Origin of the sequence: Pseudomonas sp. RL_5y_Pfl2_73, from assembly GCF_963970515.1 — a bacterium.
GTDB lineage: Bacteria > Pseudomonadota > Gammaproteobacteria > Pseudomonadales > Pseudomonadaceae > Aquipseudomonas.
On the sequence record NZ_CAXAPD010000013.1, the window covers coordinates 72,406 to 96,361 of the forward strand.

General features: G+C 60.4%; 29 protein-coding genes. 7 read left to right on the forward strand and 22 right to left on the reverse strand.

Going from position 1 to position 23,956, the window contains the following annotated elements:
* Positions 1–300: 300 nt before the first annotated feature.
* The 10 genes from AACY42_RS14650 to ccmA form a co-directional block, all read right to left on the reverse strand.
* Positions 301–699, reverse strand: a complete 399-nt coding sequence (locus AACY42_RS14650) for a hypothetical protein (protein WP_339480285.1) — start codon at positions 697–699, stop codon at positions 301–303.
* A 14-nt stretch (positions 700–713) separates the two neighbouring features.
* Entirely contained in the window at positions 714–1,916 is a 1,203-nt protein-coding gene (ccmI, locus tag AACY42_RS14655) for a c-type cytochrome biogenesis protein CcmI (RefSeq protein WP_339480287.1), read from the reverse strand.
* Positions 1,909–2,382: a cytochrome c-type biogenesis protein gene (locus tag AACY42_RS14660; RefSeq protein WP_339480289.1), complete on the reverse strand. Its 474-nt coding sequence runs from the start codon at positions 2,380–2,382 to the stop codon at positions 1,909–1,911. Before AACY42_RS14660 ends, ccmI begins: the two co-directional genes overlap by 8 nt.
* A complete protein-coding gene (locus AACY42_RS14665) occupies positions 2,379–2,915 on the reverse strand; it encodes a DsbE family thiol:disulfide interchange protein (protein WP_339480290.1) in 537 nt (178 codons plus the stop codon). The genes AACY42_RS14660 and AACY42_RS14665 overlap by 4 nt, the downstream gene beginning before the upstream one ends.
* The gene (locus tag AACY42_RS14670) at positions 2,912–4,900 is read right to left on the reverse strand and encodes a heme lyase CcmF/NrfE family subunit (protein ID WP_339480292.1); all 1,989 of its coding nucleotides are present in this window, start codon (positions 4,898–4,900) and stop codon (positions 2,912–2,914) included. Before AACY42_RS14670 ends, AACY42_RS14665 begins: the two co-directional genes overlap by 4 nt.
* Positions 4,901–4,903: 3 nt before the next feature.
* The gene (gene ccmE, locus AACY42_RS14675; RefSeq protein WP_339480294.1) at positions 4,904–5,359 is read right to left on the reverse strand and encodes a cytochrome c maturation protein CcmE; all 456 of its coding nucleotides are present in this window, start codon (positions 5,357–5,359) and stop codon (positions 4,904–4,906) included.
* Positions 5,356–5,532, reverse strand: a complete 177-nt coding sequence (gene ccmD / locus AACY42_RS14680; protein WP_339480296.1) for a heme exporter protein CcmD — start codon at positions 5,530–5,532, stop codon at positions 5,356–5,358. The genes ccmE and ccmD overlap by 4 nt, the downstream gene beginning before the upstream one ends.
* Positions 5,529–6,284 (reverse strand): heme ABC transporter permease, encoded by a 756-nt coding sequence (locus AACY42_RS14685; RefSeq protein ID WP_339480297.1) that lies wholly within the window; start codon positions 6,282–6,284, stop codon positions 5,529–5,531. The genes ccmD and AACY42_RS14685 overlap by 4 nt, the downstream gene beginning before the upstream one ends.
* A gap of 94 nt (positions 6,285–6,378) precedes the next feature.
* A complete protein-coding gene (gene ccmB, locus AACY42_RS14690; RefSeq protein ID WP_339480300.1) occupies positions 6,379–7,047 on the reverse strand; it encodes a heme exporter protein CcmB in 669 nt (222 codons plus the stop codon).
* Positions 7,044–7,679 (reverse strand): cytochrome c biogenesis heme-transporting ATPase CcmA, encoded by a 636-nt coding sequence (ccmA, locus tag AACY42_RS14695; protein WP_339480303.1) that lies wholly within the window; start codon positions 7,677–7,679, stop codon positions 7,044–7,046. Before ccmA ends, ccmB begins: the two co-directional genes overlap by 4 nt.
* 198 nt (positions 7,680–7,877) lie before the next feature.
* On the opposite strand from ccmA, the gene fliK reads away from it, so the two are divergent.
* The 7 genes from fliK to AACY42_RS14730 all read left to right on the forward strand — a co-directional run bounded on the left by fliK (position 7,878) and on the right by AACY42_RS14730 (position 12,921).
* Complete coding sequence (fliK, locus tag AACY42_RS14700) at positions 7,878–9,449, forward strand: flagellar hook-length control protein FliK (protein WP_339480305.1); 1,572 nt, start codon at positions 7,878–7,880, stop codon at positions 9,447–9,449.
* On the forward strand, positions 9,446–9,775 hold the full coding sequence (locus tag AACY42_RS14705; protein ID WP_339480307.1) for an EscU/YscU/HrcU family type III secretion system export apparatus switch protein: 330 nt from the start codon (positions 9,446–9,448) through the stop codon (positions 9,773–9,775). The genes fliK and AACY42_RS14705 overlap by 4 nt, the downstream gene beginning before the upstream one ends.
* 531 nt (positions 9,776–10,306) lie before the next feature.
* The gene (locus AACY42_RS14710) at positions 10,307–10,597 is read left to right on the forward strand and encodes a fructose-bisphosphate aldolase (RefSeq protein ID WP_339480308.1); all 291 of its coding nucleotides are present in this window, start codon (positions 10,307–10,309) and stop codon (positions 10,595–10,597) included.
* Between the two features lie 293 nt (positions 10,598–10,890).
* A complete protein-coding gene (locus tag AACY42_RS14715; protein ID WP_339480309.1) occupies positions 10,891–12,006 on the forward strand; it encodes an AAA family ATPase in 1,116 nt (371 codons plus the stop codon).
* Positions 12,000–12,197: a hypothetical protein gene (locus AACY42_RS14720; RefSeq protein WP_339480311.1), complete on the forward strand. Its 198-nt coding sequence runs from the start codon at positions 12,000–12,002 to the stop codon at positions 12,195–12,197. The genes AACY42_RS14715 and AACY42_RS14720 overlap by 7 nt, the downstream gene beginning before the upstream one ends.
* A gap of 8 nt (positions 12,198–12,205) precedes the next feature.
* A complete protein-coding gene (locus AACY42_RS14725; protein WP_339480313.1) occupies positions 12,206–12,583 on the forward strand; it encodes a hypothetical protein in 378 nt (125 codons plus the stop codon).
* Positions 12,584–12,636: 53 nt separating this feature from the next.
* Positions 12,637–12,921, forward strand: coding sequence for an EscU/YscU/HrcU family type III secretion system export apparatus switch protein (locus AACY42_RS14730; protein ID WP_445261542.1), 285 nt, complete (start codon positions 12,637–12,639; stop codon positions 12,919–12,921).
* A gap of 153 nt (positions 12,922–13,074) precedes the next feature.
* Here the strand turns inward: AACY42_RS14730 and AACY42_RS14735 are convergent, their stop codons facing one another.
* The 12 genes from AACY42_RS14735 to fleN all read right to left on the reverse strand — a co-directional run bounded on the left by AACY42_RS14735 (position 13,075) and on the right by fleN (position 23,880).
* Positions 13,075–13,470, reverse strand: a complete 396-nt coding sequence (locus AACY42_RS14735; protein WP_339480315.1) for a DUF2802 domain-containing protein — start codon at positions 13,468–13,470, stop codon at positions 13,075–13,077.
* A 1-nt stretch (position 13,471) separates the two neighbouring features.
* On the reverse strand, positions 13,472–13,957 hold the full coding sequence (locus tag AACY42_RS14740; RefSeq protein WP_003199144.1) for a chemotaxis protein CheW: 486 nt from the start codon (positions 13,955–13,957) through the stop codon (positions 13,472–13,474).
* Positions 13,958–14,029: 72 nt separating this feature from the next.
* Positions 14,030–14,905 (reverse strand): CheW domain-containing protein, encoded by an 876-nt coding sequence (locus AACY42_RS14745; protein ID WP_339480324.1) that lies wholly within the window; start codon positions 14,903–14,905, stop codon positions 14,030–14,032.
* 96 nt (positions 14,906–15,001) lie between these two features.
* Positions 15,002–15,793 (reverse strand): ParA family protein, encoded by a 792-nt coding sequence (locus AACY42_RS14750; RefSeq protein WP_339480325.1) that lies wholly within the window; start codon positions 15,791–15,793, stop codon positions 15,002–15,004.
* Between the two features lie 49 nt (positions 15,794–15,842).
* Positions 15,843–16,727, reverse strand: a complete 885-nt coding sequence (motD, locus tag AACY42_RS14755; RefSeq protein ID WP_339480327.1) for a flagellar motor protein MotD — start codon at positions 16,725–16,727, stop codon at positions 15,843–15,845.
* 15 nt (positions 16,728–16,742) lie between these two features.
* On the reverse strand, positions 16,743–17,483 hold the full coding sequence (locus AACY42_RS14760) for a flagellar motor protein (protein WP_018606553.1): 741 nt from the start codon (positions 17,481–17,483) through the stop codon (positions 16,743–16,745).
* Positions 17,483–18,613: a protein-glutamate methylesterase/protein-glutamine glutaminase gene (locus AACY42_RS14765; protein WP_339480330.1), complete on the reverse strand. Its 1,131-nt coding sequence runs from the start codon at positions 18,611–18,613 to the stop codon at positions 17,483–17,485. Before AACY42_RS14765 ends, AACY42_RS14760 begins: the two co-directional genes overlap by 1 nt.
* A gap of 48 nt (positions 18,614–18,661) precedes the next feature.
* Positions 18,662–20,938: a chemotaxis protein CheA gene (locus tag AACY42_RS14770; protein WP_339480333.1), complete on the reverse strand. Its 2,277-nt coding sequence runs from the start codon at positions 20,936–20,938 to the stop codon at positions 18,662–18,664.
* A 28-nt stretch (positions 20,939–20,966) separates the two neighbouring features.
* A complete protein-coding gene (locus AACY42_RS14775) occupies positions 20,967–21,752 on the reverse strand; it encodes a protein phosphatase CheZ (protein ID WP_339480335.1) in 786 nt (261 codons plus the stop codon).
* Between the two features lie 18 nt (positions 21,753–21,770).
* Positions 21,771–22,142: a chemotaxis response regulator CheY gene (locus tag AACY42_RS14780; protein ID WP_008006721.1), complete on the reverse strand. Its 372-nt coding sequence runs from the start codon at positions 22,140–22,142 to the stop codon at positions 21,771–21,773.
* 167 nt (positions 22,143–22,309) lie between these two features.
* Complete coding sequence (fliA, locus tag AACY42_RS14785) at positions 22,310–23,053, reverse strand: RNA polymerase sigma factor FliA (protein WP_014337177.1); 744 nt, start codon at positions 23,051–23,053, stop codon at positions 22,310–22,312.
* Entirely contained in the window at positions 23,050–23,880 is an 831-nt protein-coding gene (gene fleN / locus AACY42_RS14790) for a flagellar synthesis regulator FleN (protein ID WP_003184001.1), read from the reverse strand. Before fleN ends, fliA begins: the two co-directional genes overlap by 4 nt.
* Positions 23,881–23,956: the final 76 nt, after the last annotated feature.

Here is a 23,956-nt window from a genome sequence, read left to right on the forward strand (position 1 = left end):
GGGAGATTGTCCGCAAGACTGGGTGAAAATTTCGTTCAAAGAGTATTCAGGAACACAAAAATCCCGGCCTGCCGATGCGGTTGAGCCGAACACTACGGTGGCGAGAGCGCTTACTCCCTCTATGCGGGAGCTGCGTAGGAACTGTGTAGGAGCTGCGTAGGAGCTGTCGAGTGGCAACGAGGCTGCGATCTTTCCCCAAACACTTGAATCCCAAGCGAAAGATCAAAAGATCAAAAGATCAAAAGATCGCAGCCTTCGGCAGCTCCTACAGAGTCCCGCGGGGGCAAGGTCTTCCGCTGCTTAATGGAACTGGCGCCCCAAGCCCGCTGGCACGCCTTCGATGGTGGTGTCTTCCCATGGGCCATTCGGGCTGATGGAACGACTCCAACCGTTGTTCCAACGGTAATAGGTTCGCTGGCGATAGAACGTGTTCGTCTGGTTGTCCAGCACATAGACCCCAAGCTTGGCGTCCCAATGGCTGTTGCCACCCGGCGGTGGGGCGAAACTGGCGGAGGTGCGCGGCAGCGGCTTGGCCGGCTTGTTCGGGATGACAGGCTTGCCCGGCGGTGTGGATGGGGCCGGTTTGGTGGTCGGCGTCGACGCTGGGATCGGTGGCAGCGGCGCCGAGGGGCGCTGGACCGCACAAGCACTCAGGCCCATGACGAGCGTGAGCAGGGTGATACGAGCGATGGCGGTCATGGTGCGAATTCCTGTTATTTGTCCGGGCTGTCGATGGTCAGTTGTTGCTGCGCCGTGGTGCTGCTCGCCAGGGGTTGGCTGCGGCCGATCCACTCACCGGCGGTCGGCTGGCCGGCCCGGGAGATACGCGCCACCAGTTGGACTTCGTGGAAGTTCGACAGTTTCAACTGCGGCATCATGGCGTCCGCGTCACCCAGCTCTACTGTGACCGGCAGATCGGCGACCGTCAGGCGCTTGGCGGCCAGCGGCGCGGGAGGGCCGGAAACGGCGCGGGCGAAGATGAACACGCTGTCGCCCGGCTGCACCTTGGCCTTGAGTGCCGGCGCCAGGTCGACGCGCACCTTGAGCAGTGCCGCAGCCTTGGCCGCCGGAGCCTGAGCGACCTTGCCGCCACTGGCTTGCAGCTTCTCGGTGGCACGGGTAATGCCGCCCTGCAGCGCTTCACGGGACTGGTCGCCCACCGGCAGTTCCACCAGTAGGCGTCCCCAGTAATCGATCGCGTCCTGATAGCGTTCGCTCTCAAACGCGGCGATACCCAACAGGCCGAGGCTGGTGACCTCCTTCGGATCGAGCTTCAGCGCTTCGTCGGTCAGCGCCTGAAGCGTGTCCGACCATTTCTTGCCGTCGGCAAAATACTGCGCCTGGGCCCATTGGCCCAGCAGGTCGGGTTGTCGACCGGCCACTGCCACGGTGCGCTCGAAGATCTTCGCCGCCTCTGCGGGCCGGTCCTGCGCCATGTAGGTACGCCCGAGGAAATACAGGCCCTCGGCGTTATCCGGTTGCGCCGCCACCGCACGTTCCAGGCGCAGGGTCATCTCTTCCATCGACTGCGGCGCCTGGGCGAATTCACGGGTCAGTTCGACCTTGTCGCTGGCACCGAAATGCAGGTACAGCGCCAGGCCCAACACCGGCACCAGCACAGCGGCGAGCAACGGCAACGGCTTGCCCAACCGGGATTCGCGCGGCACATCGGCGCCCTCGGTGTCGGCGAGCAATTCACGGGCAGCTTCGGCGCGACCGGTGTCCAGTTGCGCCGAGTTGAGCACGCCCTCCTCCCGCTCGGTTTGTAGTTCGGCAACACGTTCCTGGTACAGCGCCACGTTGAGCGCGGTACGGTCCTCCTCGCGTTGAGCGCGACGACCACGCAGTACAGGGATCAACAGAAAACTCAGGGCAACCAGAAGAAGCAGACCTGCGGCGAGCCAGAAATCAATCATGCTTGGTTTTATCCAACAGTTGGTCGAGGCGCTGGCGCTCTTCGACAGAAAGCGTGTCCGGGGCGGCCGTGCGCAGGACCCGGCGGCGGCGCACGATCACTGCAATGACGACGAAACCACCGAACAACAGCCCGGCGGGGCCGAACCAGAGCAGCGCGGTCTTGGAGGACAGGGCGGGGTTGTAGCGCACGAACTCACCGTAGCGGTCGACCATGAAATCGATGATCTGCTGGTTGTCCTTGCCCTCGCCGAGCATACGGAAGATTTCCTTGCGCAGGTCGGCGGCAATCGGTGCGTTGGAGTCGGCGATGTCCTGGTTCTGGCACTTGGGGCAGCGCAGTTCCTTGGTCAGTTCGCGAAACCGTTCGCGCTCGCCGTCGTTGGCGAACTCGTAAGTGTCGATGGCGGCGTGGGCCACACCGGCAAGGCTCAGGCCGAGGATGGCGGCGGCTAACCAGCGCTTCATGGCTTGGCCTCGTCCACCAGAGCCTGATACTTGGCGGCCAGTTTCTCGCGCCAGACCTGTTCGTCGATCACGCCGACGAACTTGTCGCGGATCACGCCCTTGGCATCGATGAAGAACGTTTCCGGCGCGCCGTAGACCCCCAGGTTAAGGCCCAGGGAGCCGTCTTCGTCACGAATGTCCAGTTGATACGGGTTGTGAAACTCGGCCAGCCACTTCAAGGCGTCGGCATTGACGTCCTTGTAATTGACGCCGTAGATCACCACGCCGTTCTGGGCCAGTTTGTTCAACACCGGGTGCTCGACCCGGCAGGAGATGCACCAGGTGCCCCACACGTTGACCAGCGCCGGCTTGCCCAGCAGGTCGGCACGGGTCAGGGTCTTGTCGCCTTGAACCGATGGCAGGGAAAACTCCGGGAACGGCTTGCCGATCATCGCCGAGGGCAACTCGGTCGGATTCAGGTACAACCCCCGGTACAAAAACACCGCCATCAACAGGAACAGCGCCAGCGGCACCACCATCAACCAACGTTTCATGCAGTGGCTCCCGTCATGCCCAGGGTCTCACGCACCCGGGTTTTCACTTTGACTCGATAACGCCGATCCAGCGCCGCCAGCACCCCACCCAGGCCGGTGAGCAAGCCACCGAACCAGATCCAGCGCACGAACGGCTTGACGTGGACCCGTACCGCCCACGCGCCGTCGCCCAGGGACTCGCCCAGCGCCACGTAAAGATCGCGGGTGAAACCGGCGTCGATGCCGGCTTCGGTCATCACCGAATTCTGCACGGTGTAGAGACGTTTTTCCGGGTGCAACACGGCGATTTCCTGGCCGTGGCGAATGACCCGCACGGTGCCCTTGTCGGACGTGAAGTTCGGGCCCTCGAAATGTTTGGCGCCCTCGAACACGAACTGATAGCCAGCCAGGTCCATGGACTCACCCGGAGCCAGGCGCAGGTCACGCTCGGCGCTGTTCTGGCTGGACAGCACCACGCCCAGGGCGCAGACAGCGATACCCAGGTGGGCGACCTGCATGCCCCAGTAGCTGCGGGTCAAGGTTGGCAGCCCCTTGATCAGGCCTTTGTGCCGGGTCTTGTCGAAGATGTCCCGTACTCCCGCCAGCAACACCCAGGCCGCCAGCACGAACGTCGCCAGCACCGCCCAGTTGAAGTCGCCATAGGCCACGCCGGCCACCACGGCCAGGGCAGCCGTGCCCAGCAGTACCGGGGTCAACATGCCCAGCAGCCATTTGACCGGGGTGTCTTTCCAGCGCACCAGCACACCGACGGCCATCACCACCATCAGGATCGCCATCAGCGGAATGAACAGCGCATTGAAGTACGGCGGCCCGACCGACAACTTGGCCCCGGACAACGCATCGAGCACCAGCGGGTACAGCGTCCCCAGCAGGATCATCGACGCGGCCACCACCAGCACCAGGTTGTTGCCCAGCAACAGGGTTTCCCGTGACCAGAGGTTGAAGCCGACCTGGCTCTTGACCACCGGTGCACGCAGGGCGAACAGCGTCAGCGAACCGCCGACCACGAACAGCAGGAACATCAGGATGAACACGCCACGCTCAGGGTCCGAGGCGAAGGCATGCACCGACGTCAGCACGCCGGAGCGCACCAGGAACGTCCCCAGCAGGCTCAGCGAAAATGCCGCGATGGCCAGCAGCACGGTCCAGCTCTTGAACACACCGCGTTTTTCCGTGACCGCCAAGGAGTGGATCAGCGCCGTGCCCACCAACCAGGGCATGAACGAGGCGTTTTCCACCGGATCCCAGAACCACCAACCGCCCCAGCCGAGTTCGTAGTAGGCCCACCACGAGCCGAGGGTGATGCCGATGCCGAGGAAGGCCCAGGCAACGATGGTCCAGGGACGTGACCAGCGTGCCCACGCCGCATCGAGGCGCCCACCGAGCAACGCGGCGATGGCGAAGGCAAAGGCCACGGAGAAGCCGACGTAGCCCATGTAGAGCATCGGCGGGTGAACGATCAGGCCGATGTCTTGCAACAACGGGTTGAGGTCACGGCCATCCGTCGGCATCTGCGGCAGGATGCGCTCGAACGGGTTGGAGGTGACGATCAAAAACAGCAGGAAACCGGTGCTGATCATGCCCATCACCGCCAGCACCCTGGCCAGCATCACCTGGGGCAACTGCCGGGAGAACACCGAGACGGCGAAAGTCCAGCCGGCAAGGATCAACGCCCAGAGCAACAGCGAACCCTCATGGGCGCCCCACACCGCGCTGAACTTGTAGTACCAGGGCAAGGCGCTGTTGGAGTTGCTGGCGACGTATTCCACGGAAAAATCGTCGGCCATGAACGCATAGGTCAGGCAACCGAAGGCGAACAGCATAAAAGCAAACTGCCCCCATGCCGCCGGCTGGGCCAAGCTCATCCACAAACGGTCGCCGCGCCAGGCTCCCAGCAATGGCACCACGGCTTGCACCAGGGCAAAGCACAGGGCCAGGATCATCGCCAGGTGGCCCAATTCGGGAATAAAGATGCCGGTGGTCATCGATCAACCCTCCTTCACGGGAGTGGGCGCCGACTGGCCGCTGTCTTTCAGCGCCTTGGTCACTTCCGGCGGCATGTATTTTTCGTCGTGCTTGGCCAGCACTTCATCGGCCACCACCACGCCGTTGGCGTTGAGCTTGCCCAAGGCCACGATGCCCTGCCCTTCGCGGAACAGGTCCGGGAGGATGCCGCGATAGGTGATGGTCACGGTCTTGCTGAAGTCGGTGACGTTGAACTTCACGTCCAGCGAATCCCCGGAACGCACCAGCGAACCTTTTTCCACCATGCCGCCGGCACGGATTCGCGTGTCTTTCGGCGCTTCGCCGTTGGCAATCTGGGTTGGGGTGTAGAACAGGTTGATGTTCTGCTGCAGGGCGCTCAGGGCCAGGGCGACCGCGGCACCGACACCCACCAGGATCGCAAGAATGATGATAAGACGTTTTTTGCGCAGCGGATTCACTGACCGTTCTCCCGGCGCAGACGACGCGCCTCTTGTTGCAGATACCGCTTGCGGGCCAGGATCGGCACCGCCACGTTGAGGACCAGCACCAGCAGGCAGATGCCATAGGCTGACCAGACATACAGGCCATGATGGCCCATGGCGAGGAAATCGCCGAATGAAGCGAAACTCATCGAGCGGCCTCCAGACTGTTCTGTACTTCGGCTTTCACCCAACTGGCCCGGGACTCGCGCTTGAGCACTTCCAGGCGCATGCGCAGCAATAGCACCGCGCCGAAGAAACAGTAGAAACCCAGCACGGTCAGCAACAGCGGCAGCCACATTTCGACGGGCATTGCCGGTTTTTCGGTGAGGGTGAAGGTCGCGCCCTGGTGCAGGGTGTTCCACCACTCCACCGAGTACTTGATGATCGGGATGTTGATCACGCCGACAATCGCCAGTACCGCGCAAGCCTTGGCGGCACTGTCACGATTGCTGATGGCGTTGCCCAACGCAATAAGACCGAAGTACAGGAACAGCAGGATCAGCATCGACGTCAGTCGCGCATCCCAGACCCACCACGACCCCCAGGTCGGCTTGCCCCAGATCGCCCCGGTGACCAGCGCCACGGCGGTCATCCAGGCACCGATGGGCGCGGCGCATTGCAGGGCCACGTCGGCCAGCTTCATCTTCCACACCAGCCCGACCACACCGCACACCGCCAGCATCACGTAGACGGACTGGGCCAGCATCGCCGTGGGCACGTGGATGTAGATGATGCGAAAGCTGTTGCCTTGCTGGTAGTCCGGCGGTGCGAAGGCCAGGCCCCAGACCACGCCAAAACCAATCAACAACAGTGCAGAGATGCTCAACCAAGGGAGCAGTTTGCCGCTGATGCCGTAGAACCACTTGGGTGAGCCGAGCTTGTGAAACCAGGTCCAGTTCATTGCTGTTTCCATCACGGTTGCGGCTCGCCTTCACGAACCGCCGAGTCAGCCTTTACTTCCAAAGAAGTGGTCAGTTTTTGACCAGGCCTCGTTATTATTCGCCGACGCTGATTTTCAGGCCAGCGGCTATTGCAAAGGGTGTCAGGGTTATCGCCAGGGCGGTCAGGCTCCCAAGCCACAGCAGATAACCGGTCGCGGGCATGCCTTGCAACGCCGCTTGCAAGGCACCGCTGCCCAGGATCAAGACCGGGATATACAACGGCAGGATCAGCAGCGCCAGCAACAGGCCGCCGCGCTTCAACCCCACCGTCAACGCCGCCCCCACCGCACCGAGCAGGCTTAGCACCGGCGTGCCCAGCAGCAGCGACACCAGCAGCACCGGCACGCACGCGCCAGGCAGCCCCAGCATCATCGCCAGCAGTGGCGAGAGCAATACCAGCGCCAGCCCGGAAAAAACCCAGTGTGCCAGTACCTTGGCCAAAACCAGAAGGGCCAGGGGGTGCGACGAAAGGACCCACTGTTCCAGTGAACCGTCTTCGAAATCACTGCGGAAAAGCCCGTCCAGCGAGAGCAGGACCGATAAAAGCGCGGCGACCCAGACCAGTCCCGGAGACAAGGTTTGCAACAATTGAGTCTCCGGTCCGACCGCCAACGGGAACAATGCAATGACAATGGCGAAGAACACCAGCGGATTGGCCAATTCGGCCGGGCGACGGAACAGCAGGCGCGCCTCGCGGGCAAGCAACAGGCCAAACACACTCATGCGGCCCAGTTCCCCAGATCAATGTTGCGATAACCGGCCGGCATCCGCGCCAGCGTGTGGTGGGTGGTCAAGAGCACCATGCCACCGTTTTCACAGTGCCGGGCCAAGTGCTCTTCGAGCTGCGCGACGCCCTGCTTGTCCAGGGCGGTGAACGGTTCGTCTAGAATCCACAACGCAGGGCTGTCCAAGTACAGACGGGCCAGGGCCACGCGGCGTTGCTGGCCGGCGGACAAGGTGTGGCTCGGCACGTCCTCAAAGCCGCGCAGCCCCACCGCCGCCAACGCCTGCCAGATCGCTTCGCGGCCGACCGGCGTATGCAATGCGCAGAGCCAACTGAGGTTTTCTTCGGGGGTCAGCAAATCCTTGATACCGGCGGCATGGCCGATCCAGAGCAGGTTGCGGGCCAGTTCGCTGCGCTGGCTGTGCAAGGGCTGGCCATTGAGCAACACTTGGCCGGCGGTGGGTTGCATCAACCCGGCCAGCAGGCGCAGCAGGCTGGTCTTGCCACTGCCGTTGGGACCACTGATTTGCACCATATCGCCACGCGAGAGTCTCAATTCGAGATTTTCGAAAAGCAGTCGCAAGTCTCGCTCACAGGCGAGGCCGACGGTTTGCAGGAGAGGACTGGTCAAGGGATCGCGGGCCTTATACGGTTCAAGTCGGCGGTGCAGCGGCCGTTAAAGAGATGCAGCATAAATGCATTGACGGTCTGTTCCACAGAGCTGCGTCAAACAATTGCAAGGTTTTCGCCATGCCCTGGAAGACGGGCGGCATTATACATGCCCTAACCCACTCTCAAGAGAGCTTATTTCCCCAAGGTAAGACCGCAAATGACAGGCGACATGAACATCCTGCCGCTGCCCCAGCCCACGGCAACGACGCGCGCGCCAGTGGTCAGTGGCGAGCTGCTCAAACTGCTGGTGCCGACCGAAGGCCTGATCAGCTCGGGCCAGATCGCCCGGGCCGAAGTGCTGTCGCTCAAGCAGGCCGACCAGACTTTCCAGCTATTGCTCAAGGTCACGCTGGAGAGCGGCCGCCAGACCACCGTGCAGGCCACCAGCACCCAGCCGTTGCCCCAAGGCAGCAGCCTGGTCGTGACCCAGCCGTCGGCCAGCAATCTGGCGATTGCCGTGCAACAGGCCGTGGCCTCCAGCGTCGCCACCCTCACCCGAATCGACACCGCGCAGTTACCGATCGGCACCTTGCTGCAAGGTAAAGTGCTGACCAGTCAGGCGTTGCCGCAGTTGCCTGGGCAACCGGCGGTCTATCGGTCATTGGTGAGCCTGCTCAACACCGCCCAGGCTGGCAATACTCTGGACATCGACAGCCCGCAACCACTGCGCATCGGCACACTCTTGAGTGCCCAGGTGCAAGATTCCCAGACGCTGAAATTCGTTCCGCTGAGCAACCGCCAGGAGCAGCTGGCGGTGAGCCAGCAACTGGTCACCCAAGTGAGCCGCCAGGGCTCGCTGGACGGCCTGATCACGGCCCTGCAAAACCTGCCGGCCACCGACGACACCGGTGCCGAGCTGCGCGCCGCGGTGACACGCCTGTTGGCCGGCCTGCCGGATGTCCAGCAACTGAGCACGCCCAAGGGGCTGGCCCAAGCCATGGTCGCCAGCGGTGTGTTCCTGGAAAGCAAGTTGCTCGCCGGACAGCCACCGGGCCTGGCGCCAGACATCAAAGGCGACCTGCTGAAACTGATCGCCCAGTTGACACCGGCCCTGCCCGCCTCCACCAACCTCAGCGCCATCATTGCCGCCAATACGCTGGCCCAGGCCCTGCCGAGCTTCGTACGCAGCGCCTTGGGGATGCTCGGGCAGGTCAGCGCCAAGCCGCCAGCCACCAGCTTCCCCCTGCCCTCGCGCCTGATGAAAGGCCAGGACGAAGAAGGCAGCCTGGAACACCTGCTGCGCCTGGCCGCTGCCGCCGTGTCACGCCTGCAAAGCCATCAGTTGTCGAGCCTGGAGCAGACCGGCCTGACCGACGACGGTCGGCTGATGAGCACTTGGCAACTGGAAATCCCGATGCGTAACCTGCAGGACATCGTGCCGTTGCAGGTCAAGTTCCAGCGCGAGGAAACCCCACCCCAGGAGCAACCACAGGAACGTCGGGAAGAACGCGAGCCGAAGCAGCAACTCTGGCGGGTGGAATTGGCGTTCGACATGGAACCGCTCGGTCCCTTACAGATTCAGGCCCAGTTGCTCAGCGGCAGTCTGTCCAGCCAACTGTGGGCCGAGCGGCCGTACACCGCAAACCTGATCGAAAGCAACCTGACAGCATTGCGTGAACGCCTGGTGACCTGTGGCCTGAACGTCGGCGACCTGGACTGCCACCTCGGCACCCCGCCCCAAGGCCCCAAGACTCGCCTGGAACAACGCTGGGTGGATGAAACCGCATGACAACCCACACCGAACCCCGCCAGGCCATCGCCCTCAAGTACGACGGCCACCACGCCCCGACCCTCACCGCCAAGGGCGACGAAGCCCTGGCCGAGGAAATCCTGCGCATCGCCCGCGAAAGCGAAGTACCGATCTATGAAAACGCCGAATTGGTGAAGCTGTTGGCGCGAATGGAGTTGGGGGACAGCATCCCGGAAGAGTTGTACCGCACGATTGCCGAGATCATTGCGTTCGCCTGGAACCTCAAGGGCAAGTTTCCCCAGGGCTATGACCCGAATGCGCCAAGTGTCGAGAAGGATATGACCGAGCGCGGTGACGATTACTGAGCCCGACGACGATACCAAACGGAACCAAGCCCTCCGCTACCGAAAATCACTCATTTGATAATGACGCCACAGATTTAAAGTCTGCAAATCTTGTAGGAAATAACTGTCTATTGCGACGGAGCTTGGTCCCCCTGGAACGCGAAGTAAGCCAAATCTCACGCCCCCGTCTCATAAGACGTAGTGCAACACGCGGCTTTACCGGGTTTGCATCACAAGTCGAGGAAAATCACTCGCCAGATACGCCCCCTGGAATCCTACAGCCAGGTTGCGGCAACCAAAATCGCTGCCTAAAGTTGATCTGTCGCTGACATTGGTTGGCGAAGGGTTTCGCAGCCCTTAAGATTAATGCCTTATCCTGTCATGTACGGTCGGCTCTTGGTCGCACTCGTTCCATGGCGGTTGTGCGTGGGAGACCTTCGGGTCTGCCGGGTCTTGGTGTTAATCCTCCGGTCTGCGAACCCGCGCATAGCTGCCACCCATCCTGTTTCGCAGCAGAACGGTGGCAATTCAATTTTCATCAGGATTAACACCATGACGACTCGACACCCGCTCAACCACACCCCCATGTCTCACTTCGCCACCGAACATCCCGTCCTCCTCATTGACGCCGACGCGCCACTGGGTGAACTCCACAGCTGCCTCAACGAACGCCTTGACGCCGTCCTCAAATACCTCAATCTCATGGCCTGCACCACCCTGCCCGACTACGCCGAAAACGACATCAATACCGTAACTAACATTGCTCGGATCCTGGTTCAGGATGTAAGCGATATGTTTGGGGTGATTGAGCAACGGGGATTCGAGGTACCGGAGGGACAATAACGTTTTTCAACCACGCAACCCGCTTCGGCGGGTTGTTGCTTTCCTGACTCATAATTTCGAAGCGCTGAAACAACGCATTTTAAAATTGCCATAAAAAAGCAGGAACCACCGTCCTTGGTTCTTGAATGACCTCTGTCTCATGGCACTGACTCATTTTGTCTAGGGGCGCACGTTTCAAATTGTCTATAGAATCAGCGCCCTTGAGTAGAATACGTTGCGAAAAATGATTTCAAGCACCCGACCTCAAGAATTTCCGTGCTGAAACGGTGACTGAAGAACGCTGAGGATTTGCGATGAAAATTGAATACCTCGAAATCAAAGGCTTCAAGAGCGCAGCCAATATAGTCCTGAGGGATGTGCCGCCCTTTACGGCTTTTGCCGGCTCGAATGGCGCCGGTAAGAGCAATATCACTGATGCGCTGGCTTTTTTGGGAGCGGTAGTGAAACGAGGAGCGGCTCAGGCAATACGCGACTTCGGGGGGTTCCCGCAAATTCACTGCTTCAAGCATCGAAAGGAAAAGCGCACGACAATCTCTTTCGCCATCCGGATAAAGCTTAAGGGAGAGACTTTCGATTACAGCCTGAAAATATCGGACATAGACCGCGTACCTCGAATACTTGAGAGCTTAAAAGTCAACGACAAACAGGTCATTGACCGCAAGAGCAGCGATGAGACGCAGATTGTCTTGAGTAACACTCAGGGACTGCATCTCCTGCCTGAGTATGCACAGGACATGACTGCGCTAATGCTGCTCAGCCATTCGCCGCTGTATCGAATGCTTACCAATATCCAGGTATTTCGAATCGACCCGCTGGAAGCCAAGGAACCTGACAGTTCGACAGCAGACGCGACGACACTTGATAGCCACGGTCGGAACGTGGCAACCATGTTGTCAATTCTGGAGAAAAACGAGCGCTTTCGCGACCAAGTTCTTGAATGGATCGAATTGATAGTTCCAGGAATGGAAAATGTGTCTACCGAAAAGCAAAGGCTGGACGGCTCTACAGTAATAACCTTTAAGGAAGAAGGAACAAAAGCTCGATTCCCGGCACGGCTAATTTCAGACGGTACCATTTATGCTCTCTGCATCATGACCGCTGTGTTAAGCCGTTCAGACAAACCAGGCATAACAATCATAGAGGAGCCGGAGCGAGGCATTCATCCGAAAGCGATCGGCGAACTGGTTCAGTTGATGCGTGAAAATGCGTCTGTGGAGCATCCTGTTCTCATCACCACTCATAGCGAATCCGTTGTTCGCAATCTGGACCTTGAAGAGCTTCGGTTAGTGAATAAAGAGGATGGCAAGACCAAGATCAAGTGTGCTTCGGACTCGGCGGTGGATAAAAAAGATATTCCCTTGGATACGGCGTGGCTGACCAACCTTTTTGATGGAGGTCTGCCATGGTAAAAGTTGGGTTCATCGTGGAAGGCGATAGCGAAAAAATCGTCATCGAATCGGCCGACTTCAAAGCGTTTTTGCAGGCGAACGACTTTGAGTTGGTCAACCCCGTGGTCAATGGGTCAATGCCAAGGGTGGCGGCAATCTACTGCCGCAAAATATCGATGCTTATCTGGCACGTCTGGATCAGCAAGAGGTAGATAGAATCGTGGTGCTGACCGACCTCGAAGACGAAGACTCAGTTGATACCGTTAAAGAACGTATCTCAAACGCACGAATAGATATCACATTTGTCGCTGTGAAAGCATTGGAAGGATGGTTCTTGGCTGACTCAAATGCCATAGGCAAATGGCTTGGTGTGCACAACTTTGATGAGCCACAGCCCGAGCAAACACCGAACAAGCCATGGGACCGTCTCAAAGAAATATCAAATGGGCTTGGTAAACGGGGTCCGGGCAACAAAACCGCATTCGCAAAGAAAATGGTCAAGCATTATGGCTTCAGCATTCGCCAAGCGGCTTCGCACCCACAGTGCCCGAGTGCGAAGGAGATTGTTAGCTATTTTACAAAACAAGGAAGAGTCTAAGCGCGATATAGCTAACAAGGCTGCGATCTACTGTTTTCCTCACAGCCTGTAGCTTGAAACGTTCAGCCGCCCCGGTGCAGCTTGCTTATCAGCTCCGCCTCGGCCTGGAAATCCTGCGCATCGCCCGGGAGAGTGAAGTACCAATCTATGAAAATGCCGAGCTGGTGAAACTGCTGGCACGGATGGAATTGGGAGACAGCATCCCGGAAGAGCTGTACCGCACGATTGCCGAGATCATTGCGTTCGCCTGGAACCTCAAGGGCAAGTTTCCCCAAGGCCATGACCCGAATGCGCCGAGTGTCGAAAAGGATGTGACCGACCGCGGCGACGATTACTGAGCCTTCAGCGATTTGAAGGCCAGGCGCCGTGTAGGAGCTGCCTCGCGAAGCGAGGCTACGATCTTTCCCCAGGCAATTGAATCGCAAGCGAAAGATCAAGATCAAGATCAAAAGATCGCAGCCTCGCTTCGCTCGGCAGCTCCTACATGGCGATCAGCCGCCCTTGTGCAGCTTACTCATCAGCTCTGCCTCGGCCTGGGTCAGACCGCAGGCTTGGGTCAGTTCGTCGACACTGGCGCCCATGCCCACCAGGCGGGCGGCCTGGGCGAAGGACAGGCTGGAGGGGTCGCGCTGTTCCAACTGGGCGAGTTTATCCGGCAACGGCGCGAGCACGGCACGCAGCTCATGGAGCGCTTCGCCCATGCGCACGGTGCCGTTCTGGTAATCGTCGACGCGCTTGGCCAGGTCTTTGATGCGCTGGTCACGCAGCGCATCGCCCTGGGCCTGCTGAGCGGCGATCTGCCGCTGGCCACGTATATACGCCAAGAACATCCCCAGCGTGCCTGCCCAGAAAAGGAACAGGACAATGACTGCTACCTCAAGAATCAAATCAGATACTCTCCAGTTCCGACCACTCTTCTTCGCTCATCATCTTGTCCAGTTCAACCAGAATCAGCAACTCGTTGTTCTTGTTGCACACGCCTTGAATGAACTTGGCGGACTCTTCGTTACCCACGTTCGGCGCAGTCTCGATTTCCGACTGACGCAGGTAAACCACTTCGGCGACGCTGTCGACCATGATGCCAACCACTTGCTTGTCGGCTTCGATGATGACGATCCGTGTGTTGTCGCTGATCTCGGCATTCATCAGGCCGAAGCGCTGGCGGGTATCGATCACCGTCACCACGTTGCCACGCAGGTTGATGATGCCCAGCACGTAGCTCGGCGCACCCGGTACCGGGGCGATCTCGGTATAGCGCAGCACTTCCTGAACGCGCATCACGTTGATGCCGTAGGTTTCGTTATCGAGCTTGAAGGTTACCCATTGCAGAATCGGATCTTCAGAACCCTTTTGAGACGACGCCTTATCATTCATACCCTGACCCCTCGAAAAACCGCCTGTGGCGGCGTGTATTCTGTCCGGCGACGCGGTGCGCCGCCGGTTGTCTTATTTCGGTTTCTGGACCGGCTTCTTGCTGCCGCCCAGGTGTTTTGCCCCGCCGCTGGCGATCAGCTCCGCCAGCTCGGAAACGTCCAGCAAGGCGCACATATGCTCGATCACCGTACCGGCCAGCCATGGCCGTTGCCCTCGATGGCTGCGCCACTTGATCTCGTTCGGGTCCAGGCGCAGCGAGCGACTGACCTGATGCACCGCCAAACCCCACTCGTAACCCTGCACTGAAATCACGTACTGCAAGCCCTGGCGAAAGTCATCGCGATAACGGTCCGGCATGACCCAGCGCGCCGTATCCAGAACCTTCAGGTTGCCGGCCTGGCTCGGCAGGATTCCGAGGAACCATTGCGGCTGGCCAAACAACGGCGTCAATTCCTGCCCGGCCAGGGAATAAATCGACCCCAGGCATACCAGCGGCACCGCCAGGGTCAACCCGGCCACATCGAACAACAAACACTCGAACGGCTCGGCGGCCCAGTCCGGACGGTCGTCGCCCGGCACCGGTGGCGGCGGGTTGCTCGGCGGCAGGTGGATTTCCACCACTGGCGTCACCAGGCCCTGCAGCAACGGGGCAACGGTCGAGACCGGCGCCAGGATCGGCGCAGGCGCGTCCATGACCGCTAGCTGAGGCTTGATAAACGGTGCCTCGACCGCTGCAGCCACTACTGTTTTTTGTGCATCACGAGCCTGCTCTTCGAGCACGGCCGCCTGAAACTCATCCAGCACCCCCTTGGCTTCGACGTTCTCGGGCAACGCCTCGATCACGCTTGGCTGTGGTGGCAGTTCTTCGGTCGCTTCCTGCAACAGCCCGTCCAGATAGGATTGCAGGGCCATTTGTGGACGCGAGGTTGTCTTTATCGGGCGGCTCATAGGAACAGTGCGCCACTTGAAAAGGTTATCGGCATGAATGCGGTAGGACTTGAGCGTTCGCAAGCGAACACAATGCCAATGGAAAGCCTCGTCACCTTAAGCCACCTGCTGTGGAACGAGCTGCTGGGCCAACAGGTGCTTGAGCAGCGCCCGGTAGGCCAGCACGCCACGGCTCTTGCCATCGAATTGCGGAGGGGTCACACCCGCGCGGCTGGCGTCTCGCAAGCGGGTATCGACAGGGATGTAGCCTTGCCAGATGTCATCCGGGTACATGTCCCGCAACACCCGCAGGGTGCCCAGGGACGCCTGGGTGCGACGATCGAACAGGGTTGGCACGATGTTGAAGGCCAGCGTCTGCTTGCGCGAGCGGTTGACCATCGCCAGTGTATTGACCATGCGCTCCAGGCCCTTTACGGCCAAGTGCTCGGTTTGCACCGGGATCACCAATTGCTGGCTGGCTGCCAGGGCATTGACCATCAGCAGCCCCAACAACGGCGGGCTGTCGATGATCGCGTAATCGAAATCCTGCCACAGCTGCGCCAGACTCTTGGCGATCACCAGGCCCAGCCCGCTCTGCCCTGGCGACTGTCGCTCCAGGGTGGCGAGGGCGGTGCTCGATGGCAACAGGGAAATCCGCTCGTCGCTGGTGGACAACAGCAACTGCCCCGGCAGGCCCTCGGGCACAACGCCCTTGTGCAGGAACAGGTCGTAGTTGCTGTGCTCCAGGCTGTCGGGATCGTAGCCGAAATAGCTGGTCATCGAGCCATGGGGGTCCAGGTCGACGATGACCACACGCTTGCCCGCCTCGGCCAGCAACCCGGCTAAAGCGATGGAAGATGTGGTCTTGCCCACACCACCTTTTTGATTGGCGACTGCCCAGACTCTCATTCGGATCGTTCCTCCCGGCCGAAACAGGCTCGACCGAGAAATAGCTCGGTTATAAAGCGGGTGACGGAGAATTGACGGCACTCTGTCTTCCCGGCGACTTGACCGGAGCCGGTGCAGTTTGTGTGCCAGCCCGCTTCAATGCCGCATCCGGAGTTGCATTGGCCGTACCGGTACCGGTCAGGCTGCGACGCACATCGAGGTTGCGCGACACCACCAGCACCACCCGCCGGTTGCGCGCACGCCCCTCGGCCGTGGCGTTGTTGGCGACCGGCTGGAACTCGCCGTAGCCCACCGAGGCCAGGCGACCGGGGTTCACCCCCTGCATCGCCAGCATGCGCACGATGCTCGCCGAACGGGCCGAGGACAGCTCCCAGTTGGTCGGATACTGCGCGGTACGGATCGGCTGGTCGTCCGTGAAACCTTCGACATGGATCGGGTTGTCGAAGGGTTTGAGGATCGCCGCGACCCTATCGATGATGTTGAACGCCATGTCGCTGGGCATGGCGTCGCCGCTGCCGAACAACAGGCTGGAATTGAGTTCGATCTCGACCCACAACTCGTTGCCGCGCACGGTCATCTGGTTGGAGCTGATCAGGTCGCCGAACGCCGCGCTGATGTCGTCGGCGATGCTTTTCAACGGATCGCTACCACCGGCGATACCGGCATCGACCTGCTCGCTGTCCTTGATCAACGGCTTGGCCGGGGTCGTGGTCTTCGGCCGCTCCTCACCGATAGGGATAGGCTTGAGGGCACGGTCGGAGTCGGTAAAGACACCGATCAACGCCTCGGAAATGACTTTGTACTTGCCTTCGTTGACCGACGAGATCGAATACATGACCACGAAAAAAGCGAACAGCAACGTGATGAAGTCGGCGTAGGAAACCAGCCAGCGTTCATGGTTGACGTGTTCTTCACGATGCCTGCGACGTGCCATGCTCCATCTCCCCCATTAGTCCATGAAGCCTTGCAGCTTCAACTCAATGGAGCGTGGATTTTCACCTTCGGCAATCGACAGGATCCCTTCCAGCAGCATTTCGCGATAGCGCGACTGGCGCAACGCGATGGACTTGAGCTTGGCCGCGATCGGCAGCAGCACCAGGTTGGCACTCGCCACGCCGTAGATCGTGGCGACGAACGCCACGGCGATGCCGCTGCCCAGTTGCGATGGATCGGCCAGGTTGCCCATTACATGGATCAGGCCCATCACCGCACCGATGATGCCAATGGTCGGCGCGTAGCCGCCCATGCTTTCGAACACCTTGGCCGCTTCGATATCGCGGCTTTCCTGGGTATAGAAGTCCACCTCCAGGATGCTGCGAATGGCTTCCGGCTCGGCGCCGTCCACCAGCAATTGCAGGCCTTTGCGTGAGTAGTTGTCGGGCTCGGCGTCGGCCACCCCTTCCAGGCCCAGCAGGCCTTCCTTGCGAGCGGTCAGGCTCCAGTTCACCACCCGATCGATACCACCGGCCAAGTCGACACGGGGCGGGAACAGAATCCAGATCAGCACCTGCATGGCGCGCTTGAAAGCGCTCATGGGCGACTGCAACAGCGCTGCGCCAACGGTGCCACCGATCACGATCAACGCCGCAGGGCCGTTGGCCAGCGCACCCAGATGACCGCCTTCCAGATAATTGCCGCCAATGATGGCGACGAACGCCATGATGATGCCAATCAGGCTGAGCACATCCATTAAATGCAGGCCTCGACCAGGTGCCTACCGATGTCGTCCAATCCGTATACCGCATCGGCAAGATCGGCTTTTACGATGGCCATTGGCATGCCGTAGATCACGCAACTGGCTTCGTCCTGGGCCCAGATTGCACTGCCGCCCTGCTTGAGCAGGCGCGCGCCTTCGCGACCATCGGCGCCCATGCCGGTGAGCACCACCGCCAGAACTTTGTCACCGTAGGACTTGGCCGCAGAACCGAAGGTAATGTCCACGCAAGGCTTGTAGTTCAAACGCTCGTCACCCGGCAGGATTTTCACCGCGCCGCGGCCATCGATCATCATCTGCTTGCCACCGGGTGCCAGCAACGCCAGGCCTGGACGCAGGATGTCGCCATCCTCGGCTTCCTTGACGCTGATGTTGCACAGCTTGTCCAGACGCTCCGCGAAAGCCTTGGTGAACGCCGCCGGCATGTGCTGGATCAGCACGATGGGGGCCGGGAAGTTGGCCGGCAACTGGGTCAGGACCCGTTGCAGCGCCACTGGGCCACCCGTGGACGTGCCGATAGCGACCAGCTTGTAGGCTTTGCGCTTGGGTGCCGGTGACGAGGCACTGGCGGGCGCCGCCGAACGAGCCGGCGCAGGTGCCGGGGCGCTGCGTACCGGTGCCGACTTGAAGCTGCTCGAGGCAGTCGGCGTCGGGCTTGGGACCGCAACAGGGGCTGGCGCCGGTGCGCTGTAGGCACCGACACGGCGATTGCTGCGGGAAATGCTGTGGACTTTTTCGCACAGCAACTGCCGGACTTTGTCAGGGTTGCGCGAAATGTCTTCGAAATTCTTCGGCAGGAAATCCACCGCCCCGGCGTCCAGCGCATCGAGGGTCACTCGGGCGCCTTCGTGGGTCAGGGAGGAGAACATCAATACCGGGGTCGGGCAGCGCTGCATGATATGCCGCACGGCCGTGATGCCGTCCATCATTGGCATCTCGTAGTCCATGGTGATCACGTCCGGCTTGAGTGCCAGGGCCTGATCAATCGCCTCTTTGCCGTTGGTCGCGGTACCGACGACCTGAATACTCGTGTCCGCCGAAAGAATTTCCGAAACGCGGCGGCGGAAAAACCCCGAATCGTCCACCACCAGGACTTTAACTACCATAAACACTCCGTTAGACGAGGCGCGGCCCTGGGCCACGCCCCTCCAGAATCAAATACGCCGGGCGGCGTAACGCTTGAGCATGCTTGGTACATCGAGAATCAACGCGATGCGGCCGTCGCCGGTGATGGTGGCGCCGGACATGCCCGGAGTGCCCTGGAGCATCTTGCCCAACGGCTTGATGACCACTTCTTCCTGACCCACCAATTGGTCGACGACGAAGCCGATCCGCTGGGTGCCCACCGAAAGGATCACCACATGGCCCTCGCCTTGCTCCACATGAGCGGCGGAGCTGACCAGCCAGCGCTTGAGGTAGAACAGTGGCAGTGCCTTGTCCCGTACGATCACCACTTCCTGGCCGTCCACCACGTTGGTGCGCGACAGGTCGAGATGGAATATCTCGTTGACGTTGACCAGCGGGAAGGCGAAGGCCTGGTTGCCCAGCATCACCATCAGGGTCGGCATGATCGCCAGGGTCAACGGGACCTTGATGACGATCTTCGAGCCCTGGCCCTTGGTCGAGTAGATATTGATCGAACCGTTGAGCTGGGAAATCTTGGTTTTCACCACGTCCATGCCCACCCCACGGCCCGACACGTCGGAAATCTCGGTCTTGGTCGAGAAACCCGGGGCGAAGATCAGGTTGTAGCACTCGGTGTCGCTCAGGCGGTCGGCGGCATCCTTGTCCATCACGCCGCGTTTCACCGCGATGGAACGCAGCACGTTCGGGTCCATGCCTTTGCCGTCGTCGGAGATCGACAGCAGGATGTGGTCGCCTTCCTGCTCGGCGGCCAGGATCACCTTGCCGCTGCGGACCTTGCCCGAGTCTTCGCGCTCTTGCGGCGACTCGATGCCGTGGTCGACCGCGTTGCGCACCAAGTGGACCAGCGGGTCGGCCAGGGCCTCGACAAGGTTTTTGTCGAGGTCGGTCTCTTCACCCACCAGTTCCAGGTTGATTTCTTTCTTGAGCTGGCGAGCCAGGTCGCGAACCAGGCGCGGGAAGCGCCCGAAGACTTTCTTGATCGGCTGCATCCGGGTCTTCATGACCGCGGTCTGCAGGTCTGCCGTGACCACGTCGAGGTTCGACACGGCCTTGGACATGGCTTCGTCCTGGCTGTTGAGGCCCAGGCGCACCAGACGGTTACGCACCAGCACCAGTTCGCCGACCATGTTCATGATCTCATCCAGGCGTGCGGTATCGACCCGAACGGTGGTCTCGGCTTCGCTGGCCGGTTTGTCCGCTGGCGCAGCCGCTGGAGCACGGGCTGGCGCCGGAGCGGCAGCCGCAGGCTTGGCGGGCTCAGCCTTCGGCTCCGGTGCTTGGACCGCAGGTTTAGGCGCAGCCTTGGCCGCCGGTGCAGCCGCAGTAGCGGCAGCAGGCGCAGTAGCAACAGGCGCAGCAGAAGCGGTGCCGACTTCGCTGAACTTGCCCTTGCCATGCAGCTCGTCGAGCAGTGATTCGAATTCGTGATCGCTGATCAGGTCGCTGCCAGCGGCAGCGGCAGCGGGCTTGGCCGGTGTCGGCGCCGAAGCGATGGCTGAATCCAGCGCGTCAACGGCAAAGGTGCCCTTGCCGTGCAACTGATCTAGCAACGCTTCGAATTCGTCGTCGGTGATGTCCGAGCTGTCGCCCGCGGCGTTCGGCGCGGCCGGGGCCGGGGCTGCCGGCGGGACCACGGCATCAGCCGCGAACTGGCCCTTGCCATGGAGCTGGTCGAGCAGTGACTCGAACTCGGCATCGGTGATTTCATCGCTGGCAGCCCCATCGGCGGCCGGCGCAGTAGGTGCAACCGGAGCGGCCGGTGCCTCGGCCTGGGCCTTGACGGTATTCAGGGAATCGAGCAGTTGTTCGAATTCGTTATCGGTGACGTCGCCCGATTCCTCGGCGATCGGTTCTTCAACCAGGGCCTCGGCAACCGGGGCCGCTTCGTCAGCCGATTGCGGCTCGGCCAAGCGCGACAGCGCGGCGAGCAACTCGGGGGTGGCAGCCGTAATCGGCGAGCGCTCACGCACTTCGCTGAACATACTGTTGACTGCATCCAGCGCTTCAAGCACCACGTCCATCAACTCCGAATCAACGCGACGCTCACCCTTGCGCAGGATGTCGAACACGTTCTCGGCAATGTGACAGCACTCCACCAGCTCATTGAGCTGGAGGAAGCCGGCGCCTCCTTTTACAGTGTGGAAACCGCGAAAAATTGCATTGAGCAGATCCGCATCATCTGGTCGGCTTTCCAGCTCGACCAGCTGTTCGGACAGTTGCTCTAGAATCTCGCCGGCCTCAACCAGGAAATCCTGAAGGATCTCTTCATCGGCGCCGAAGCTCATTAGTGGCTGCTCCAAATAGGGCTAAAACTCAAAATCCAAGGCTGGACAGCAAATCGTCCACATCGTCCTGACCGGACATAACGTCTTCTCTTTTATCGGCATGAATTTGCGGACCTTCACCCTGAGAGAGATGTTTTTGTGGATCTTTTTCAGCAAGCATCGCTTCACGGTCGTGTTCGATGCCCGCAAAGCGGTCGACCTGGCTAGCCATCAACACCAGTTTGAGCAGGTTGCTTTCCACTTCGGTGACCAGTTGGGTCACACGCTTGATCACCTGGCCGGTCAGGTCCTGATAGTCCTGGGCCAGCAGAATGTCGTTGAGATTACTTGCCACGGCGCGGTTCTCGGTGCCGCTGCGCGTCAGGAAACCGTCGACCCGACGGGCCAGCTCCCGAAACTCTTCGGCGCCGACTTCGCGCCGCATGAACCGCCCCCAGTCGGTGCTCAAGGCCTGGGCTTCTTCGCTCAGGCCATTGACCAGCGGCGTTGCGCTCTCCACCAGGTCCATGGTGCGGTTGGCCGCAGCCTCGGTCAGCTTGACCACATAACCCAGACGCTCGGTGGCGTCGGTGATCTGCGAGACCTCCTCGGCCTGCGGCATATTCGGGTCGATCTGGAAATTGACAATCGCGCTGTGCAATTCACGCGTGAGCTTGCCCACCTCCTGATACAGACCGCGGTCACGGGTCTGGTTGAGCTCATGGATCATTTGAACCGCATCGCCAAAGCGACCTTTTTCAAGGCTGTCGACCAGTTCGCGGGCATGTTTTTTCAGGGTTGATTCGAAATCACCCATTGAAGATTCGTTGTCCATAGCTCCCCCGTGGCGCCGTTAACCGATGCGTTCGAAGATTTTTTCGATCTTCTCTTTCAACGCCTGGGCCGTGAAGGGTTTGACCACATAGCCGTTTACACCGGCCTGGGCCGCTTCGATGATCTGCTCGCGCTTGGCTTCGGCAGTGACCATCAGCACCGGAAGATGCTTAAGCTTTTCGTCGGCGCGCACATGACGCAGCAAGTCGATACCGGTCATGCCGGGCATGTTCCAGTCAGTCACTAGAAAGTCGATGCTCCCGCTGTTGAGGACCGGAATGGCTGTGATGCCATCATCCGCCTCGACCGTATTGGTGAACCCAAGGTCACGCAACAGGTTTTTTATGATCCGCCGCATCGTTGAGAAGTCATCAACGATGAGGATTTTCATGTTCTTGTCCAATTCGACCTCCAAGCAGTCTTAAACGCGCCCAGCACCTGGACGCGCCATTTCAATCAATCCGGCACAACACTCGACAACGGTCTGGAGCACAACAGATGGAGACTGGCACAGCACCTGCCAGGCCAGCCTCGTTCGCAGTGTCCCCACACTGCCCGTCAACGCGCTCGCCACTCCCCCAAACGCCCCCGCAAACGGGCCGCGCACTGGCTGTGTAACTGGCTGACCCGCGATTCGCTGACCCCCAACACCTCACCGATTTCCTTGAGGTTCAGCTCTTCGTCGTAGTACAGCGCCAAGACCAGTCGCTCACGCTCCGGCAAATTGGCAATCGCATCCGCCAGCGCACTCTGGAAACGTTCATCTTCCAGGTCACGCGACGGCTCCATGTGAGCACTCGCGTTATCCTCGTGCAGCCCTTCGTGTTCGCCGTCCTGTAACAGGTCGTCGAAACTGAACAGGCGGCTGCCCAAGGTATCGTTCAAAATCCCGTAATAATCGTCGAGACTTAACTGGAGTTCGGCCGCAACCTCGTGATCTTTAGCGTCACGCCCGGTTTTAGCTTCAATTGCACGAATTGCATCACTGACCATGCGGGTATTGCGGTGTACCGAACGCGGCGCCCAATCGCCCTTGCGGACTTCATCGAGCATGGCGCCGCGAATGCGAATACCGGCATACGTCTCGAAACTCGCGCCCTTGCTCGCGTCGTATTTGTTCGACACTTCGAGCAGGCCGATCATGCCCGCCTGGATCAAGTCTTCAACCTGGACACTGGCCGGCAACCGCGCCAGCAAGTGATAGGCGATACGCTTGACCAGTGGCGCGTAGCGCTCGATCAATTCGTATTGGGCGTCCCGTGCCGATTTCTTGTAGAGATGGTTGTAACCGCTGGCTGTCATAGCACGGGCCCTGCTGTTTGTTGCACAAGACGCTCGACGAAAAATTCCAAATGCCCGCGAGGGTTGGCCGGCAGTGGCCAGGTATCGACCTTCTGGGCGATGGCCTTGAACGCCAGCGCGCATTTGGAACGTGGAAAAGCTTCATAAACGGCACGTTGCTTCTGGACGGCCTTGCGTACGCTTTCGTCGTAAGGCACTGCGCCGACGTATTGTAGGGCGACGTCCAGGAAGCGATCCGTGACCTTTGTCAACTTGGCGAACAGGTTGCGTCCTTCCTGCGGGCTCTGGGCCATGTTGGCCAGGACGCGGAAGCGGTTCATGCCATAGTCGCGGTTAAGCAACTTGATCAGGGCGTAGGCGTCGGTGATGGACGTCGGTTCGTCGCAGACCACCAGCAGCACTTCCTGGGCCGCGCGCACGAAACTGACGACCGAGTCACCGATACCGGCCGCGGTGTCGATCACCAGCACATCGAGATTGTCGCCAATGTCGCTGAAAGCCTGGATCAGGCCCGCGTGCTGGGCCGGGGTCAGGTGAACCATGCTCTGGGTGCCTGAGGCAGCCGGCACGATGCGAATCCCGCCCGGCCCCTGCAACAACACGTCGCGCAGCTCACAGCGCCCTTCAATCACGTCCGCCAGCGTGCGTTTGGGTGTAAGCCCCAACAACACGTCGACGTTCGCCAGGCCCAGGTCGGCGTCCAGCAGCATGACCCGTCGGCCAAGCTCTGCCAGAGCCAGGGACAAATTCACTGACACGTTAGTCTTCCCGACGCCACCTTTGCCGCCGGTCACCGCGATCACCTGTACGGGATGCATGCTGCCCATGTTCGTTCTTTACCTTGTCTTACTTAGACGGAGGCCACATTACTGGCTGCGCGTTCGCATACGGAACAATGCATGG

Excerpts from the sequence above, each read along its gene's own strand:
- AACY42_RS14650 (WP_339480285.1), bottom strand. The coding sequence starts at position 699 with ATGACCGCCATCGCTCGTATCACCCTGCTCACGCTCGTCATGGGCCTG.
- ccmI (WP_339480287.1), bottom strand. The coding sequence starts at position 1,916 with ATGATTGATTTCTGGCTCGCCGCAGGTCTGCTTCTTCTGGTTGCCCTG.
- AACY42_RS14660 (WP_339480289.1), bottom strand. The coding sequence starts at position 2,382 with ATGAAGCGCTGGTTAGCCGCCGCCATCCTCGGCCTGAGCCTTGCCGGT.
- AACY42_RS14665 (WP_339480290.1), bottom strand. The coding sequence starts at position 2,915 with ATGAAACGTTGGTTGATGGTGGTGCCGCTGGCGCTGTTCCTGTTGATG.
- AACY42_RS14670 (WP_339480292.1), bottom strand. The coding sequence starts at position 4,900 with ATGACCACCGGCATCTTTATTCCCGAATTGGGCCACCTGGCGATGATC.
- ccmD (WP_339480296.1), bottom strand. The coding sequence starts at position 5,532 with ATGAGTTTCGCTTCATTCGGCGATTTCCTCGCCATGGGCCATCATGGC.
- AACY42_RS14685 (WP_339480297.1), bottom strand. The coding sequence starts at position 6,284 with ATGAACTGGACCTGGTTTCACAAGCTCGGCTCACCCAAGTGGTTCTAC.
- ccmB (WP_339480300.1), bottom strand. The coding sequence starts at position 7,047 with ATGAGTGTGTTTGGCCTGTTGCTTGCCCGCGAGGCGCGCCTGCTGTTC.
- fliK (WP_339480305.1), top strand. The coding sequence starts at position 7,878 with ATGACAGGCGACATGAACATCCTGCCGCTGCCCCAGCCCACGGCAACG.
- AACY42_RS14705 (WP_339480307.1), top strand. The coding sequence starts at position 9,446 with ATGACAACCCACACCGAACCCCGCCAGGCCATCGCCCTCAAGTACGAC.
- AACY42_RS14710 (WP_339480308.1), top strand. The coding sequence starts at position 10,307 with ATGACGACTCGACACCCGCTCAACCACACCCCCATGTCTCACTTCGCC.
- AACY42_RS14715 (WP_339480309.1), top strand. The coding sequence starts at position 10,891 with ATGAAAATTGAATACCTCGAAATCAAAGGCTTCAAGAGCGCAGCCAAT.
- AACY42_RS14720 (WP_339480311.1), top strand. The coding sequence starts at position 12,000 with ATGGTAAAAGTTGGGTTCATCGTGGAAGGCGATAGCGAAAAAATCGTC.
- AACY42_RS14740 (WP_003199144.1), bottom strand. The coding sequence starts at position 13,957 with ATGAATGATAAGGCGTCGTCTCAAAAGGGTTCTGAAGATCCGATTCTG.
- AACY42_RS14745 (WP_339480324.1), bottom strand. The coding sequence starts at position 14,905 with ATGAGCCGCCCGATAAAGACAACCTCGCGTCCACAAATGGCCCTGCAA.
- AACY42_RS14750 (WP_339480325.1), bottom strand. The coding sequence starts at position 15,793 with ATGAGAGTCTGGGCAGTCGCCAATCAAAAAGGTGGTGTGGGCAAGACC.
- motD (WP_339480327.1), bottom strand. The coding sequence starts at position 16,727 with ATGGCACGTCGCAGGCATCGTGAAGAACACGTCAACCATGAACGCTGG.
- AACY42_RS14760 (WP_018606553.1), bottom strand. The coding sequence starts at position 17,483 with ATGGATGTGCTCAGCCTGATTGGCATCATCATGGCGTTCGTCGCCATC.
- AACY42_RS14765 (WP_339480330.1), bottom strand. The coding sequence starts at position 18,613 with ATGGTAGTTAAAGTCCTGGTGGTGGACGATTCGGGGTTTTTCCGCCGC.
- AACY42_RS14770 (WP_339480333.1), bottom strand. The coding sequence starts at position 20,938 with ATGAGCTTCGGCGCCGATGAAGAGATCCTTCAGGATTTCCTGGTTGAG.
- AACY42_RS14775 (WP_339480335.1), bottom strand. The coding sequence starts at position 21,752 with ATGGACAACGAATCTTCAATGGGTGATTTCGAATCAACCCTGAAAAAA.
- AACY42_RS14780 (WP_008006721.1), bottom strand. The coding sequence starts at position 22,142 with ATGAAAATCCTCATCGTTGATGACTTCTCAACGATGCGGCGGATCATA.
- fliA (WP_014337177.1), bottom strand. The coding sequence starts at position 23,053 with ATGACAGCCAGCGGTTACAACCATCTCTACAAGAAATCGGCACGGGAC.
- fleN (WP_003184001.1), bottom strand. The coding sequence starts at position 23,880 with ATGGGCAGCATGCATCCCGTACAGGTGATCGCGGTGACCGGCGGCAAA.